The organism is Streptococcus sp. ELY_125, assembly GCF_058314535.1.
The window spans coordinates 1-14948 of sequence record NZ_JBZFUM010000026.1; the positions used below are offsets into that span (position 1 = coordinate 1).

At 40.7% G+C, this 14948-nt stretch carries 17 protein-coding genes and 1 pseudogene; 1 reads left to right on the forward strand and 17 read right to left on the reverse strand.

What is annotated here, in order from left to right; genetic code table 11:
- From AC4HAL_RS09485 to AC4HAL_RS09505, 5 genes are all read right to left on the reverse strand, one after another.
- Nucleotides 1–2195: GbpC/Spa domain-containing protein (locus AC4HAL_RS09485; protein WP_491093977.1), on the reverse strand; the 2195-nt coding region annotated here is incomplete at its 3' end.
- Between the two features lie 598 nt (nucleotides 2196–2793).
- Nucleotides 2794–5412, reverse strand: a complete 2619-nt coding sequence (gene alaS / locus AC4HAL_RS09490; protein WP_491093978.1) for an alanine--tRNA ligase — start codon at nucleotides 5410–5412, stop codon at nucleotides 2794–2796.
- Between the two features lie 36 nt (nucleotides 5413–5448).
- The gene (locus tag AC4HAL_RS09495; RefSeq protein ID WP_491093979.1) at nucleotides 5449–5949 is read right to left on the reverse strand and encodes an LURP-one-related/scramblase family protein; all 501 of its coding nucleotides are present in this window, start codon (nucleotides 5947–5949) and stop codon (nucleotides 5449–5451) included.
- Between the two features lie 254 nt (nucleotides 5950–6203).
- Complete coding sequence (locus tag AC4HAL_RS09500) at nucleotides 6204–7283, reverse strand: peptidyl-prolyl cis-trans isomerase (RefSeq protein ID WP_491093980.1); 1080 nt, start codon at nucleotides 7281–7283, stop codon at nucleotides 6204–6206.
- 79 nt (nucleotides 7284–7362) lie between these two features.
- Nucleotides 7363–8070 carry an O-methyltransferase gene (locus AC4HAL_RS09505; RefSeq protein WP_491093981.1) on the reverse strand — a complete coding sequence of 236 codons (708 nt, stop codon included), beginning with the start codon at nucleotides 8068–8070 and terminating at the stop codon, nucleotides 7363–7365.
- Nucleotides 8071–8326: 256 nt separating this feature from the next.
- On the opposite strand from AC4HAL_RS09505, the gene AC4HAL_RS09510 reads away from it, so the two are divergent.
- The gene (locus AC4HAL_RS09510; protein WP_491093982.1) at nucleotides 8327–8518 is read left to right on the forward strand and encodes a hypothetical protein; all 192 of its coding nucleotides are present in this window, start codon (nucleotides 8327–8329) and stop codon (nucleotides 8516–8518) included.
- 306 nt (nucleotides 8519–8824) lie between these two features.
- On the opposite strand, the gene AC4HAL_RS09515 is transcribed toward AC4HAL_RS09510, so the two are convergent.
- The 12 genes and pseudogenes from AC4HAL_RS09515 to AC4HAL_RS09570 form a co-directional block, all read right to left on the reverse strand.
- Nucleotides 8825–9232 (reverse strand): DUF3114 domain-containing protein, encoded by a 408-nt coding sequence (locus AC4HAL_RS09515; RefSeq protein WP_491093983.1) that lies wholly within the window; start codon nucleotides 9230–9232, stop codon nucleotides 8825–8827.
- An 11-nt stretch (nucleotides 9233–9243) separates the two neighbouring features.
- On the reverse strand, nucleotides 9244–9792 hold the full coding sequence (locus tag AC4HAL_RS09520; protein ID WP_491093984.1) for a hypothetical protein: 549 nt from the start codon (nucleotides 9790–9792) through the stop codon (nucleotides 9244–9246).
- Nucleotides 9737–10207 (reverse strand): hypothetical protein, encoded by a 471-nt coding sequence (locus tag AC4HAL_RS09525; RefSeq protein ID WP_491093985.1) that lies wholly within the window; start codon nucleotides 10205–10207, stop codon nucleotides 9737–9739. The genes AC4HAL_RS09520 and AC4HAL_RS09525 overlap by 56 nt, the downstream gene beginning before the upstream one ends.
- A 3-nt stretch (nucleotides 10208–10210) precedes the next feature.
- Nucleotides 10211–10774, reverse strand: a complete 564-nt coding sequence (locus AC4HAL_RS09530) for a DUF3114 domain-containing protein (protein WP_491093986.1) — start codon at nucleotides 10772–10774, stop codon at nucleotides 10211–10213.
- Entirely contained in the window at nucleotides 10767–11021 is a 255-nt protein-coding gene (locus AC4HAL_RS09535) for a hypothetical protein (RefSeq protein WP_491093987.1), read from the reverse strand. The genes AC4HAL_RS09530 and AC4HAL_RS09535 overlap by 8 nt, the downstream gene beginning before the upstream one ends.
- Nucleotides 11022–11502: 481 nt before the next feature.
- A complete protein-coding gene (locus AC4HAL_RS09540) occupies nucleotides 11503–11907 on the reverse strand; it encodes a hypothetical protein (RefSeq protein ID WP_491093988.1) in 405 nt (134 codons plus the stop codon).
- 89 nt (nucleotides 11908–11996) lie between these two features.
- Nucleotides 11997–12191, reverse strand: a pseudogene (locus AC4HAL_RS09545) (DUF3114 domain-containing protein); the annotation flags it as partial.
- 78 nt (nucleotides 12192–12269) lie between these two features.
- Nucleotides 12270–12770: a hypothetical protein gene (locus tag AC4HAL_RS09550; RefSeq protein ID WP_491093989.1), complete on the reverse strand. Its 501-nt coding sequence runs from the start codon at nucleotides 12768–12770 to the stop codon at nucleotides 12270–12272.
- Between the two features lie 3 nt (nucleotides 12771–12773).
- Complete coding sequence (locus AC4HAL_RS09555) at nucleotides 12774–13088, reverse strand: DUF3114 domain-containing protein (RefSeq protein WP_491093990.1); 315 nt, start codon at nucleotides 13086–13088, stop codon at nucleotides 12774–12776.
- A 5-nt stretch (nucleotides 13089–13093) separates the two neighbouring features.
- Nucleotides 13094–13522 carry a hypothetical protein gene (locus tag AC4HAL_RS09560; RefSeq protein WP_491093991.1) on the reverse strand — a complete coding sequence of 143 codons (429 nt, stop codon included), beginning with the start codon at nucleotides 13520–13522 and terminating at the stop codon, nucleotides 13094–13096.
- 73 nt (nucleotides 13523–13595) lie between these two features.
- Entirely contained in the window at nucleotides 13596–14342 is a 747-nt protein-coding gene (locus AC4HAL_RS09565; protein WP_491093992.1) for a DUF3114 domain-containing protein, read from the reverse strand.
- Nucleotides 14343–14456: 114 nt separating this feature from the next.
- The gene (locus AC4HAL_RS09570) at nucleotides 14457–14948 is read right to left on the reverse strand and encodes a hypothetical protein (RefSeq protein WP_491093993.1); all 492 of its coding nucleotides are present in this window, start codon (nucleotides 14946–14948) and stop codon (nucleotides 14457–14459) included.

The window sequence follows — 14948 nt, forward strand, 5'->3', positions numbered from 1 at the left end:
ACCGACTGCTTAGCGACCAAGGTCTTGTCGATATCGACCCCTATGTTATTGGTGATGGCCTTGTTAACCTGAGGCTGGATGGCATAGCTAGCATAGTGGTAACGAACCGTTGGAACAGCGGGTGCCACTGGTGCAGCCGGCGGAATCGGTGCAACCGGTTCAGTCGGAGGTGTCGGAACAACCGGTGCTACTGGTTCAGTTGGTTCAGTTGGCGGCGTTGGTGCTACTGGTTCGGTTGGTGGGGTTGGCGCTACCGGCTCTACTGGAATAGCGGGCTCGGTTGGTGGGGTTGGTGCTACTGGTTCAGTCGGCTCAGTTGGCGGTGTCGGTGCTACTGGCTCTATGGGTTTCACTGGAACACCAACTGCCTTAATATCGGAGTTAAAGGCAAACCAAACTAGATAACGTCCGGTCGACGCGATATCAAAGCTGACATCACTGCCATTAGCCTTACCGACAATAGCACCATACCATTTAAGTGGACTGAGTTCTGTATCCCACTCAGCATAGTCAAAGCGTGAGCCTTCTGCTATAGAATCTGTAGAGTGATCAGCATGAACATCGCCATTTGGATGGGGGACAATAGCAGATCCTGAAATTGGGATCATCTCACCATTAAAGCCAGAGACCCACTCCACTGATTTTAAATCTGAGTTTAAAGAAGAAAAGCTGAACAAACCGCCTGTCAAATCGATTAATTGACCATCAGCATCGTAAAACTTTGCAGCCATATTAATCCTGATGCTCCCACTCATAGCGGGATACCAGAGAGTCTTAGTCGGATCCTTGTATAAGACTATAGGAAGCACCTCATCAGTGATACTTGCCTCTTTCAGAGTGTAGGTATATGTTACTTTTGAGATCTTTTTACCATCAAAAGTTGAATTTTCAAGATTTGTATAGGTGACAGTAAGCGGAACACCTTTGTTCAGAACAACTCTTGTACCATCAGCTAGGTCTTCCATATTATTGATGATATCGATATATTCTTTATAAGGTGTATCGATCGGTAAGGCCGCAATGTAATCTGTTAACTCGTCCTTAGTGTACTGTTTTACAGAAGCCTCTAGACTCGTTATGGCATTATCTTCACGCTTAAAAATTAGAGGTTGGGGCGTTGCCACAGATAGGTAGCCATCTTGATTTTTCTTATTTTCTGCTTCTACCAGTGCCTCTTGATATTTAATGACGTCTTGGTCGTATAATTCCTTATTAAGATCATAAGTTGCTTTATCCTGATCATACTTGGCTTTAGCTGTATCATAGGCTGCCTTGTCCTGATCGTACTTGGCTTTAGCCGTATCATAGGCTGCCTTATCCTGATCATACTTGGCCTTAGCCGTATCGTAGGCTACCTTATCCTGATCATATTTAACCTTGGCTGCATCGTAAGCAGTTTTATCTTGATTGTACTTGGTTTTAGCAATATCGTAGGCTGCTTTGAGGCGATCATATTCTGTTTTAGCGGCATCATAAGCTGCCTTATCCTGATCATACTTGGCTTTAGCCGTATCATAGGCTGCCTTATCCTGATCATACTTGGCTTTGGCCGTATCGTAGGCTGCCTTATCCTGATCATACTTGGTTTTAGCCGTATCATAGGCTGCCTTATCCTGATCATACTTGGCCTTAGCCGTATCGTAGGCTACCTTATCCTGATCGTACTTGGCCTTAGCCGTATCATAAGCGGCTTTATCAATATCATAAACTGCCTTAGAGGCTGAATAATCTTTTAAAGTTGTCTTAATTTCTTCTACTTGCTGGGCATAATCCGCATCGATCTCCGCCTGCTTAGCAGCTGCTTGTTCTGAGGTCTGAACGGTCCCCGCGTCCACATCAGCCTCTTCTTGAACCGTCACACCAGCTTGGTAAGCTTCCTTAACCGCCTGCTCCAATTCTGGTGACGGAGCCTCTACAACCAGCTTCTCCCCATTGTTCTGGCCGGCTTGGGCCTGACTCTGGCTGGCTTGGTCGCTGGCTGGCCCTTGAGCTTCCGGCAGATTAGTCGCTGGGTTGCCTGTTGCTGTCCCGACAACCTTCGTGTCAACACCGCTTGTCGATGTTGTTTCCGATACTTCCTCGGCTGCTGCTCTATAGCCTGTCAGTGACACCAGCGCTGTGGCTCCCAACACAGCACCGCATAGAGATTTCACAACCTTACTTTTTCGAAAACCGTAAACTTGTTTTGCTTTCATTGTTTTCTCCCAATATTTTTCTAAGCAAATCATAATTTGCCTGCTTCATTGTAACATAGAATCGCTTTTAAAGAAATATTTTTGTTATACTTTTAATTTATATGAAATCAGAAGTATATTTTTTTGATTATTATAATCTTTTGGCGCCAATTCTTGCAAAATAGGCACAAGCAAAAGCGTATTTTTCTAGCCTTCCAATCTATAAAACTTAGCATTCTTTATTGTATTCAAACAGTATAAAAGGACTATGAGACATCATTTGTCTTAGAGTCCTGAACTTAGATCTGAAGAATCTTGATTCTACCTTCGTTATTTTTTACTAAAATCTCATTGTTACGATATTTCCAAGTAATGTTATAAACATAGTAAAAATTGCTACTACAAGCAGCCGCAGGCAAGCTGACGATAAAAGAGAGGTAAATCGGATTCGATAGCCATGCTAAAAAAGCGGTTAATAGAAGACTGAGGTTTTAATACTAGGCTCAAGGATCTTTAGAACCACTAATATAACTGGTGGTTTTCGACAGTCAAAAAAGCCAAGCTTAATCAAACTTGGCTTTTTATTCCTATCGCATTTGAGACAGTCAGTTAACTCAGCTTAGAGCTTATCTGCCACAGCGGCTAAAAGTGCTTGGATGGCTGAGGCATCTGAACCTCCAGCCATAGCCAGATCTGGCTTACCGCCACCGCGACCTGAAACAATTGGAGCCAGCTCCTTGATGAGGTTACCAGCGTGGACATCCTTGGTCTTGCTGGCAACGAGAACATTGACCTTTTCTCCAATACTTGCAGCAAGAACCAAAATATCAGAGTGGTCAGCTTGCTTCCAATTATCCGCAAAGGTACGCAGAGCACCAGCATCTGAAACCTCCACTTGACTGGCAATGTAACGGATGCCGTTTGCCTCCTTGACATCTTTGAAAATATCGCCTGCTGCGGCAGCAGCAGCTTTTTCTTTGAGTTCTGCGACTTCTTTTTGCAGATCTTTAACTTGCTCGGTCAGATTTTGCACCTTAGCTGGGACTTCCTTAAGCTGGGGTGCTTTGACAGTCGCAGCCACTGCCTTAAGGGCATCCTCTTCCTCACGGAAGGCTTCAAAGGCTTGTTGACCGGTCAGGGCAAGGATACGGCGAGTACCTGATCCGATCCCTTCTTCTTTGACGATCTTAAAGAGCCCAATTTCAGAGGTATTACCCAGATGAGTACCGCCACAGAGCTCGATAGAATAATCACCGATAACCACGACACGAACATCCTTGCCATACTTCTCACCGAAAAGAGCCATGGCTCCCATCTCCTTAGCCGTATCAAGGTCAGTCTCAATCGTCTTGACCGCAATAGCTTTCCAGATTTGTTGATTGACCTCTTCTTCAATACGACGGAGTTCATAAGCGCTCACAGCCTCGAAGTGGGTGAAGTCAAAGCGCAAGAAGTCTTCTTCATTGAGCGATCCGGCCTGAGTCGCATGTTCACCAATGACATTGCGAAGGGCCGCATGGAGCAAGTGAGTGGCCGTATGGTTTTTCTCAACCGCATAGCGACGTTTGTGGTCGATTTCCAAGTGATACTCTGTCCCGAGAGTCAATTCGCCTTCAACCTCAACGGTATGGAGGGCTTGACCATTTGGTGCTTTTTGCACATCCGTCACACGGGCTAGGATATGCCCAGCGGCATCTGTGATGACACCATGGTCAGCAACCTGCCCGCCCATTTCAGCGTAGAATGGTGTTTGCTCAAAGACGAGAAGGGCTTGACCACTAGCTACTGAGTCGGCACGCTCGTTATCCACAATGATAACAGAAAGCTTGCTATCTAGGACTTCCTTCTCATAGCTGAAGGTTGATGGCTCGACGATACCTGCGAGGGTTTCGTTTTGCATGCCCATTGAACCGCCCTTGACAACGGCAGCCCGAGCCCGCTCTTGCTGCTCTTTCATGGCAGCTTGGAAACCAGCATGGTCAATTTTATAACCAGCATCCTCTGCCAACTCTTCTGTTAGTTCAACTGGGAATCCGTAGGTGTCGTAGAGTTTGAAGATGTCCTTACCTTCCAAAGTATCCTTACCAGCCGCTTTGAGATCAGCTAGGAGCTCTTCCAAATGACCGCTACCGGCATCAATTGTGCGGGCAAAGGTCTCTTCTTCGCGTTTAACGATTTTCTCAATAAAGTCTTGCTTTTCCAGTACTTCTGGATAGTAAGATTCCATAATTTTACCAACCGTTGGAACAAGTTTGTAGAGGAAGGTATCTGTAATTCCCAAACGGCGGCCATGCATGACCGCACGACGAAGGAGACGGCGCAGGACGTAACCGCGTCCTTCATTACCAGGGAGAGCGCCATCACCAATAGCAAAGGAAAGAGCACGGATATGGTCAGCGATGACCTTGAAACTCATGTTGTCGCCATCTGGATCGTAGGTCTTGCCTGAGAGATTTTCAACTTCCCGAATAATAGGCATAAAGAGGTCTGTTTCAAAGTTGGTTTTAGCCCCTTGCATAACTGCTGCCAGACGCTCTAAGCCAGCACCTGTATCAATATTTTTACTTGGAAGCTCCTTATACTCTTTACGTGGAACTTTAGGATCTGCGTTGAACTGTGATAAGACGATATTCCAGATCTCGATATAGCGGTCGTTTTCAATATCTTCTGCCAAAAGACGAAGTCCTATATGGTCTGGATCAAAGTCCTCACCACGGTCGTAAAAGATTTCGGTATCTGGTCCTGAAGGACCAGCTCCTATTTCCCAGAAGTTATCTTCAATTGGAACCATGTGACTGGGCTCCATTCCACAAGCAATCCAGCGGTTATAGGTAGCCTTGTCATCTGGGTAATAAGTCACATAAAGCTTTTCCTTAGGAAAGGCAAACCAGTCCGGACTAGTTAAGAGTTCATAGCCCCACTCGATCGCCTCATCACGGAAGTAATCTCCGATTGAGAAGTTCCCCAGCATTTCAAACATGGTGTGGTGGCGGGCTGTCTTTCCGACATTTTCAATATCGTTAGTACGGATCGATTTTTGAGCATTGGTAATACGGGGATTTTCTGGAATGACAGAACCATCAAAGTATTTCTTGAGGGTAGCGACCCCAGAGTTAATCCAGAGGAGGGTGGGATCATTGACCGGCACTAGGTTAGCTGATGGTTCTACGGAGTGGCCTTTTGATTTCCAAAAATCTAACCACATTTGACGAATTTGTGCTGATGTTAATAGTTTCATTGGTAATTTATAACCTTTCTATATAGCTATTCTTAGTTAATTTGAGGCTGAGCTAGCTGCAATCCCAGATTCTTGGGCTTTCACATAATCAATCGCTACGGTTAAAGCGATGACTAGGTCACAGTAAGCTTCATTATAAACCTCAATATTATAAGTTGAGGTCATTCGAAACCACTCCTGTGAGATGCGAGCTACGATTTGACCGTTTTGCAGCAGGTTGAAATTCATATCCCAGAAGTTGCCCTGAACTTCCATATTCAGATTTTCGAGAGAATAATGGGGTTTAAAAAAGCTAAAATCCTTTTTGATGGTAACAATTTGTCCATTGGCTAGATTCACATCAAATTTAGGAAGGAAGGCCCACACCCGCTTTTCAATTTTCCCTACCTGATTTCCAGACATATCCGCAATTGTAAAGGTCTTTGGAATTTTGAAGAGGCTGCCTTCCACTTGATAGGTGGGCATGCCCAGCTCATCATTGATAATAAATTTTCCACCCAAAGACCACATCTTTTGTTTAATTTGAAATGTTTTCATACAGAACTCCTCGGTATAATAAAAAGTTATAAAAAGACAAGTCCACTTTAAGAGAAGGGCGAACTAAGCCGCGGTACCACCTCCATTTTATGAACTTGTCATTCTTCATTAAGTTTATTAAGTTGTTAAGACTGAGTAGCAAGCTCACCCTACCTGTCTGGCTCGCAGCATCCGCCAGATTTCTGAACTGGTATTAAAGGGAAACCATTCTCAATTCCTACTAGCTTTGACGATAAAATCTCAAGTTGGATATTTTATTTAGCTTTTGAAGATGAACTTGATGCTGATGAGTCTAAACCGTAGTTAGACAGTAAAGAGCTGTATGTTTGATCTTCAATAGTCACGTTGTACTCTTTGAGTAAGTTAGCTGTGACTTTATTTGTAAAGCTGCTATCGCTAACTTTTTTGTTAACGTAGACATCTGACAAACGTTTCTTGTAAGCTGTCCAATCAGGATTCTTCTCTGTTTTATCGGTAACCTTGACAATGTAGTAGCTCTTGGAGCTATCATTGCCCGAAACTTCAACGACATCCGAAACAGCATCTTTATCCAACTTGAAAGCCGCCTTTTGGACTTCTTCCGGCGGAAGGTTTTGCGATTCATTAGAAGATGATGCATCGCCCGAATCGAAAGCAACATTTTCTTGACCGTTGTTATCTTTAGCCAATTGACTGAAATCCGCACCGTCAGCTGTAGCTTGCTCATGGAGAGAATCAGCTTTTTCCTTGTCGCTTACTTGGATGTAGCTAACCGTTACAGTTGGGGTATAATCCTTGTACAGCTCCTGTAATTTCTTATCGGTTAAATCCTTTTTAGCAGCTTGTTTGTAAGCATACTCTTGCAGAGCTTGAACTCGCAGACCTTCTTTAAAGGTATCAGCTGTCATACCGTTTTGTGATAGAAGCGTCGTCAGCTGATCACCATACTGCTTAACGTACTGCTGATATTTTTTATCAACGGTATCATTAGACACTTTTTTGCCGTATTTATCCTCTAACATCGTTGAGAAGATCTTTTGCAAGAGGGCAGTCTTTGTAGCATCTGAACCCTTAGAGCTTTCATAAAGATCAGCAACAGTGATGGTTTTCCCCTTCATGCGAACCAAAACAGTCTGCTCAGACGGTCTGCTGTTCATCCACAAGTAAGTTCCGGCTCCCCCCAGAGCTGCTGCTAGGACAATTGTAGCCAATCCTCTAAAGACTTTACTGCCAAAGATCGTCGCTAGAGAATGGAAAAAACTACCTTCTGTTTTTTTCCTTTTCTTGCGCTGGTCTTTTTTAGTACGTCGGTTTTTATTTTTCACTTCATCTTGAAATGCTTTTCTACTAGCCATGTGTCACTCCTTATTTATATTTGGGCTCCCCGCCCTAAACGTTAACTTTTCTATTATAACATACTTTTAGAAATCTTGCCTAGTCCGGTAAAGTTACATCGGAGGCATTCTTACGAATGAGGAGGAGACCATCACTGATAGGTAGAAGACTGGCTGTCAAATCTGGGTTAGTCAAAGTCGCCTCCATCAGCCGTTGGAGTCCGCGATAAATAGCCCGTTGGCCTCGTCTGATCTCGGTGATGGGACGTGTGAGGTCACCGCCTTGAAAAACATCATCAATCACAATGACACCGCCGACCCTAAGTCGCTTAAGCACCTCCGGCAAAAAAACGATATATTTGGACTTAGCCGAATCCATAAAAACAAAGTCAAACTGGGTCTCTAGATTTGCTAATATGTCTGCAGCCTCACCTTCGAGGAGGGTGACTTGTCTGCGTTTATCATAGCAGGCAAAATTTGCTTTAGCTAAATCGATCATTTCTTTATTGCGCTCAATTGTAGTAATCGCAGCCTGAGGCGCATATTCAGCCATCAAGAGAGCTGAATAACCGATAGCGGCTCCTATTTCTAAAATTGACTGCGGTGCCAGAGTCTGCAAAAGAAATCGAAAATAGGCTGCTACTTCTGGCTGAATAATAGGGATATTTTCTTTTTGGGCAAAAGCTGCTAAATCTTTAAGCGCTCCTGTTTCCCGTTTCTGATGAGTGCGCATGTACTGAACGACTTCTTCTTTGACAATAGGACGACGCATATTGCGATTGGCATTTTTACTGTATGATTGAACCATGATTTCATCATATCAGACAGACAAGGAATTTGTAAAGTCAACTGCTGGAAAATTTTTTCTCCCCTAGATATCTTGAACAGGAAAAAAGCAGTTTTTACCAAGAGATTGAAATTTTTTCATGCTATAATAGCATCAGGAAGCTTAAAAGAAATTTCGGACTAAAAAGATTGAGAGGCGGTCAGCTTTCCTTGTATCTACAGTAAGACTACCTAGCTTAATGTCTTAATATTTTTTACATTAGAATGGAGTTGAATTTATGCATAAAGGATTTAAGGCTTTTAAAGATACCCTATCCAAAGAGAGCTTGAAGGCTATCTACAATGAAACCAAAATTGAGGTTGCCAACGAAGAAACAGAAGGGACAGAAGCTTTCTCACTGGCTTTGGCTACCCAGTATGCCGTCAATCTTGTGGAAAAATACCAAGAATGGCTGAATAAGGACAAATAAGCAAATAGAAAACGAGCATATTATCAAAAGATTTGCTCGTTTTTTACTAATTTTAGACTACTTTTATCACTCTTTTAATATCCACCATTTTCAGTACTAGTTCTGACACAAAATCACCTATCGTCTTTTGTTGAAGGATCATAAGTATATTGGGCTAGAAATTCCTTTTCTGAGTTAGGAATTGGATAATCAGATTTATATAATTTTCGAATATCTCTATAATTGACTGAGTATCCTTTTTTCTCTTTAGTCCAAATGACCTTACTATGAAAAGTTTCATTTTCTTTTGAAAAATATTTTCTAGCCTTAACATTCATTGGCCACGGTGCTAAAGCCAATTGAGGCCGTTTTTTCAGAGGTGTATTTTATGTTATTTCCTACAAACTCATAGGTTCCTATACCATAGGTAATAACAGGAGTTACTGCCATCTCCTCTTCTTTGGTGTACTGCTTATTGGGATCCGAGTTGACATTGCCGTTCTCATCTATTTCGTAGGCATTCCACTGTGTCACCAGATTGCCATCCTTATCAACCACAAACTCGGTGTGGAAACCGTCACCTGAGCTGACATACTTAGAATTCTCACCATATTTTTCGATATGGTTCTTATAATCCTTGGGTTCTCCCTGATACTTATTGTGATAACGGGCCTTTTCTCCCTTAAATTGATGATGGGGGTGGGCGGCATTAGCTTCGTAGGGTAAGTGACACAAGGAGATTGTCCCTAATCTATAATCTGGCGGAGGTACTTATCTTTTTTAGCGACTGACTTATTGGTGATATCTCCATAAAAATAGTTATCGACTAAGCCATCTTTGATATAAAATCTCACATATTCTACACCTAAACTATCGCTATTATATTCATAACAGCTATCATATCGTTCACCTTCACTATAAGATACTTTTACATACTTTTCTGTTTCAAAATAATCAGTGTATTCTTCTAACAAATCCATGGTGCCCCCTTCGTTGCTATCTCCATTATCTTCTTTATAAAGTTCTACAGCTTTTGAAGGGTTCTCTATTTTATTATCTGGTTCACCAAATTGCTTAATTAATTTCCCTTTTGTTGTCTTATTTAGAACTATCGTATCGTGAATACCAGTGACTGTTAACTGATCTGATTTACTCTTTAAAAATCCTATTTGCTGCAAGCGCTTAAGTATAGCACTAATAGGCATGTTAAAAATAGTATTAGTATTCTTTTTTCCATTTTTAATCCACAATCTGACGGAGGTATTTGTCTTTCTTGGCGATCGTTTTATTAGCAATAGGGCCTTCAAATCGATAACTTCTAACAACATCATCAACAATAAAAAAGTAGACCTTCTTTACCCCAAGATTTGCGTCTTGGTAAACATAATAAGAATCAAAATCCCTTCCTAATTTAGAACTTTTGTTAACTTTTACGGTATCCCAATAATCCGTTTGTTGTTCTAAAGAATAATTAATATCTTCGGATTCATTTAATTTTGAAAACAAATTTTTAGCTTTTCTAGCATTTTTTATAACTTTATTTGGACTACCATACCATTTTTTTAAATCTTTAACAGTTGTTTTTTTACATACAACAGTTCTATGAATATCACTTACTGTTAGAATTTTTGATACAGTTGATTTTCCACAGCCAGCTAAAAAAATAGCAAATATTAATAGAACAAATAATTTCAGTACTCTTAATTTCATACATTATCCCTTCAGTTTATCATTTGCGCCCTCTTCAGATTTACTAGTGTCAAAATAATCAGGATCTCCTTCAAATTCTTCACCGGTCACTGGATCCTTCCAACCCTTACGAACCTCTTTTCTGACCTTAGGATCATATTTTGAAACGGGATTAGCGTCGACCTTATCATGATAATCACCGTCTGAGTTCTCCGCATAGTTGACACTGTTGCCGTCAACCAGCTGCATCTGCTCTTCTTTGGTGTACTGCTTAGTTGGATCCGAGTTGACATTGCCGTTCTCATCTATTTCGTAGGCATTCCACTGGGTGACCAGATTGCCATTTTTATCAACCACAAACTCGGTGTGGAAACCGTCGCCTGAGCTGACATACTTAGAATTCTCGCCGTATTGTTTTATGTGAGCCTGATAGTCCTTGGGCTTGCCTTGATATTTATTATGCAAACGAGCTTTTTCGCCAGTAAACTTACTGCTAGGGTGGTCTTCATTATAGCGTTTGATACGTTCAAGGGCGTTCTTTTCATCAGGATAAGCGGCACGCAGGGCATCATTGTTCTTCTTATCCATGTAGTAGCGGAACTGATGGGTCTCCTGTGCGCGGGTGATCTTGACTGCCTGCTTTAAGATTTGTCGGCAGACCCTTGGGATAGGCACCTTGAACAATGCCAGAGAAGGTATTATCAAAGGTAACGGCCTCATCCATGTTAGTCGTAAACTTGTAGGCACCCTGCTGGTCACTGTCCGTGATTTTCATGTTAGTCATCTGCAGGAAGCCATTTTCATCAACCTTGGCTCCAAGCACCTTGTAAATCATGTCCAAGGTCTTTTCCTGACCTTCTTAACGGTCACTTTACGTCGAAAGTCGTAAACAACATTAACCTTTGAGTTTGCTAGAATCTAAGATAAAGGGATATACTTAACAATGCCTTTATTCTATAATCTGGCGGAGGTACTTATCTTTTTTGGCGACAGATTTGTCTGTTATGTCTCCGAAATAGTATTCGCTTACTAATCCGTCTTTAAGATAGAACCTAACATATTCAATCCCTAAATTTTTATTTCGGTATACATAACAACTGTCATAGTCCCATCCATTGCTATAATCATAGTCATGTTTTACCGATTTTATTGTTTGGTAAAAATTAGTTTCTTCATCTTTAGAACTATCGTATCGTGAATGCCAGTGACTGTTAACTGATCTGATTTACTCTTTAAAAATCCTATTTGGCTGCAAGCGCTTAGGTATAGTACTAATAGGCATGTTAAAAATAGTATTAGTATTCTTTTTTCCATTTTTAATCCACAATCTGACGAAGGTACTTGTCTTTCTTGGCTGCTTTTTTATCAGTCACATGATTATCAAACATAAAAGAAACTACTTTATCGTTTATTACAAAGAAGTATACAGCTTTAACACCTAGTTCCTCGCCTCGATATTCATGGCATACTTGATAATTACCCGTAGGTCTTTTAGAATCTGAAGATTTTTTAACGGTATCCCAATAATCTTGATCATCCAGATGATCGTCCGTTGAGTATTCATTATCAAGGATCCTTTGCCGAATTTCTTCAACTTCGTCCTCTCCCTTCGTAATCTTATAGGGCTCACCGTACATTTGATGTAAATCATCAGTGGTAGTCTGAGAACGTACAATGGAATCATGGATATTAGTGACAGTGAGTGGATTTATCTCCCCCATTCTACATCCTACTAATATAGCTAATAAACTTAATACCAGTAAAGGGAGCATTACCTTGTTTGCAATTTGTTTCTTCACCCTGTTTCCTCCTATTTTAGCTTATCATTTGCATCTGCTTCAGATTTATCACGATCGAAATAATCATCTGCACCATCGTCATCAGTTTGGGGACTTTTCCAATTTTTCCCAACCTTTTTTCTGACCTCGGGATCATATTTTGAAACGGGATTAGCGTCGACCTTATCATGATAATTACCGTCTGAGTTCTCCGCATAGTTGACACTGTTGCCATCAACTAACTACACTTGCTTTTCCTTGATATGTTCTACTAGTCTTAAAAATATGAATTAAATTCTACATTTTTAATCAATCCATTCTTTTAAATATCGATCCTTTTGAGCAGATTTCTTATTTTGTATACTATCGTCAAACACAAAGGCTTCTAATCGATCATCTATAAAAAAGAAGTACACAGCTTTTATTCCTAGTGAAGCTGATTGATATTGATAACATACCGTAAATTCCTTCTCACTAAAGCTGGAGCCATCGTCAATATATTTTACGGTTTCCCAATAATCGCTTCCGTCACTTAACGAGAAGTTAATCCCTGTTTCATCTTGACTCCACTTTTCATAAATTTCTTGTATAACATCCGAATTTCGCTCAATTTGTTTAGGCTTACCAAATATTTTTTTAATATCTTGACGAGATGTCTTACCTAAAGTAACTCTATCATGAATCTTTGCTACTGTCAGTTCACTAGAAATTTGATTCTGACCATCTTTACTATTAAGTATTCCACAAGAAACTAGAATGATTGATACAGAAAATATCAGTAGCAACTTTAATAGTTTAAATTTCATAGCTTACCCCTTCAATCTTCCATTGGCCTTTTCTTCAGAAGATTTCTTATCAAAATAATCCTTTTTTCTTGGATTATCAGATGGGTCCTTCCAATCCTTACCAACTTCTTTTCTAACCTTTGGATCATATTCAGAAACGGGATCAAAGTCATATTCAGCATGATGTTTGCCACTTCCTGAACTCTCCGCATAGTTGACACTGTTGCCGTCCACTAACTGCATCTGCTCTTCTTTAGTGTAGGCCTTGTTGAGATCCGAAATTTTGCTGATGTGATTGATATAAAATACTTGTCTTCTAATAAATTTCTGGGGAAACATGAACTCTAAGCGCCAATAGTTTCTCTGAGATACTTATCTTTCTTGGCAATATTTTCATCTGTAATATCACCGTCAAACATGTAAGCGAGAACTTTATCATCCGAAATAAAAAAGTAGACTTTTACACCGGCTAGACTTTTTCCCTTATACTCGTAGTATCCATCAATATTCCACTTCTTTAGAATAGCCGAGCTATGGTCAGCTTTCACCGTATCCCAATAATCTGTATTGTCTTCTAAAGCTACATTGATACTTCCCTCATCATTATTGATTTTGTCGAATAAATCTGTAGCTTTTTGAGATTCTGACTCAATTTTAACAGGCTGCCCATATAAATTTTGTAACTCTTTGATTGATGTCTTTCCGACAATGACAGTATTGTGAATTCTAGTCACAGTTAAGTCAGAATTTGAGCGGTTTATCCTTTTAACCACAGTGCAGCCCCCAAGTATACCTAAGCTCAAGCACATCACTATTATTATCACCCATTTTCGGTTTTTAAACTTCTTAGTCATTTTTCAACCTTTCATTTGCGCCTTTTTCTGATTTATCAGTATCAAAATAATGAGGAGCACTCTCTTTACCTTCACCTGTAACAGGGCTTTTCCACTTACTACCAACCTTTTTCCTCACCTCGGGATCATACTTAGAAACTGGGTCTGAATCGAGAGCACCATGGTGCTTTCCTTTATCCGAACTCTCCGCATAGTTGACACTGTTGCCGTCAACTAACTGCATCTGCTCCTCTTTGGTGTACTGCTTAGTTGGATCCGAGTTGACATTGCCATTCTCATCTATCTCATAGGCATTCCATTGAGAAACTAAGTTGCCATCTTTGTCCACAATAAACTCTGAATGGAAACCGTCGCCTGAGCTGACATACTTAGAATTCTCACCATATTTTTCGATATGGTCCTTATAATCCTTGGGCTCTCCCTGATACTTATTGTGATAACGGGCCTTTTCTCCCTTAAATTGATGATGGGGATGGGCGGCATTGTATTTCTTAATCCGCTCCAAATCATTGGCGACCTCCGGATAAGCAGCACGCAGGGCATCATTGTTCTTCTTATCCATATAGTAGCGGAACTGGTGCGTCTCCTGCGCACGGGTGAAGTCTTGACTGCCTGCTTTAAGATTTGTCGGCAGACCCTTGGGATAGGCACCTTGCTGGTCACTATCCGTGATTTTCATGTTAGTCATCTGCAAGAAGCCATTTTCATCAACCTTGGCTCCAAGCACCTTATAAATCATGTCCAAGGTCTTTTCCTGACCTTCTTAACGGTCACTTTACGTCGAAAGTCGTAAACAACATTAACCTTTGAGTTTGCTAGAATCTAAGATAAAGGGATATACTTAACAACGCTTTTATTCTATAATTTGGCGGAGGTACTTATCTTTTTTGGCGATAGATTTGTCTGTGATATCGCCAAAGTGGTAATACCGTACAAGACCATCTTTGATATAAAATCTAACAAACTCTAGCCCTAAGTCATTACTATGATAAATATAACAACTATCATAAAACGAATCATCACTGTAATCTACTTTAACATATTTTTCAGTTTTGTAGTAGTTAGTATTATCGTCCAGTAAATCAAACATACCTCCCTCTTGATCCTTGTAGTTATCATAGAGCTCTTCAACTTTAGATGAATCGTGTATTTTTTTTCTTGGTTCTCCAAATAGTTTGACGAGTTCCTCTTCAGTTGTCCGTCCTCTAACCACATGGTCATGAACATTAGTGACTGTTAATGCCTCTGAACCCCCTTGATTATTTGTTTCAGTGAGACTGCAAGAAACTAAAAAGATTGACACAGATACCGCAACCAGGAACTTAATTATTTTTTTTAATGTCAT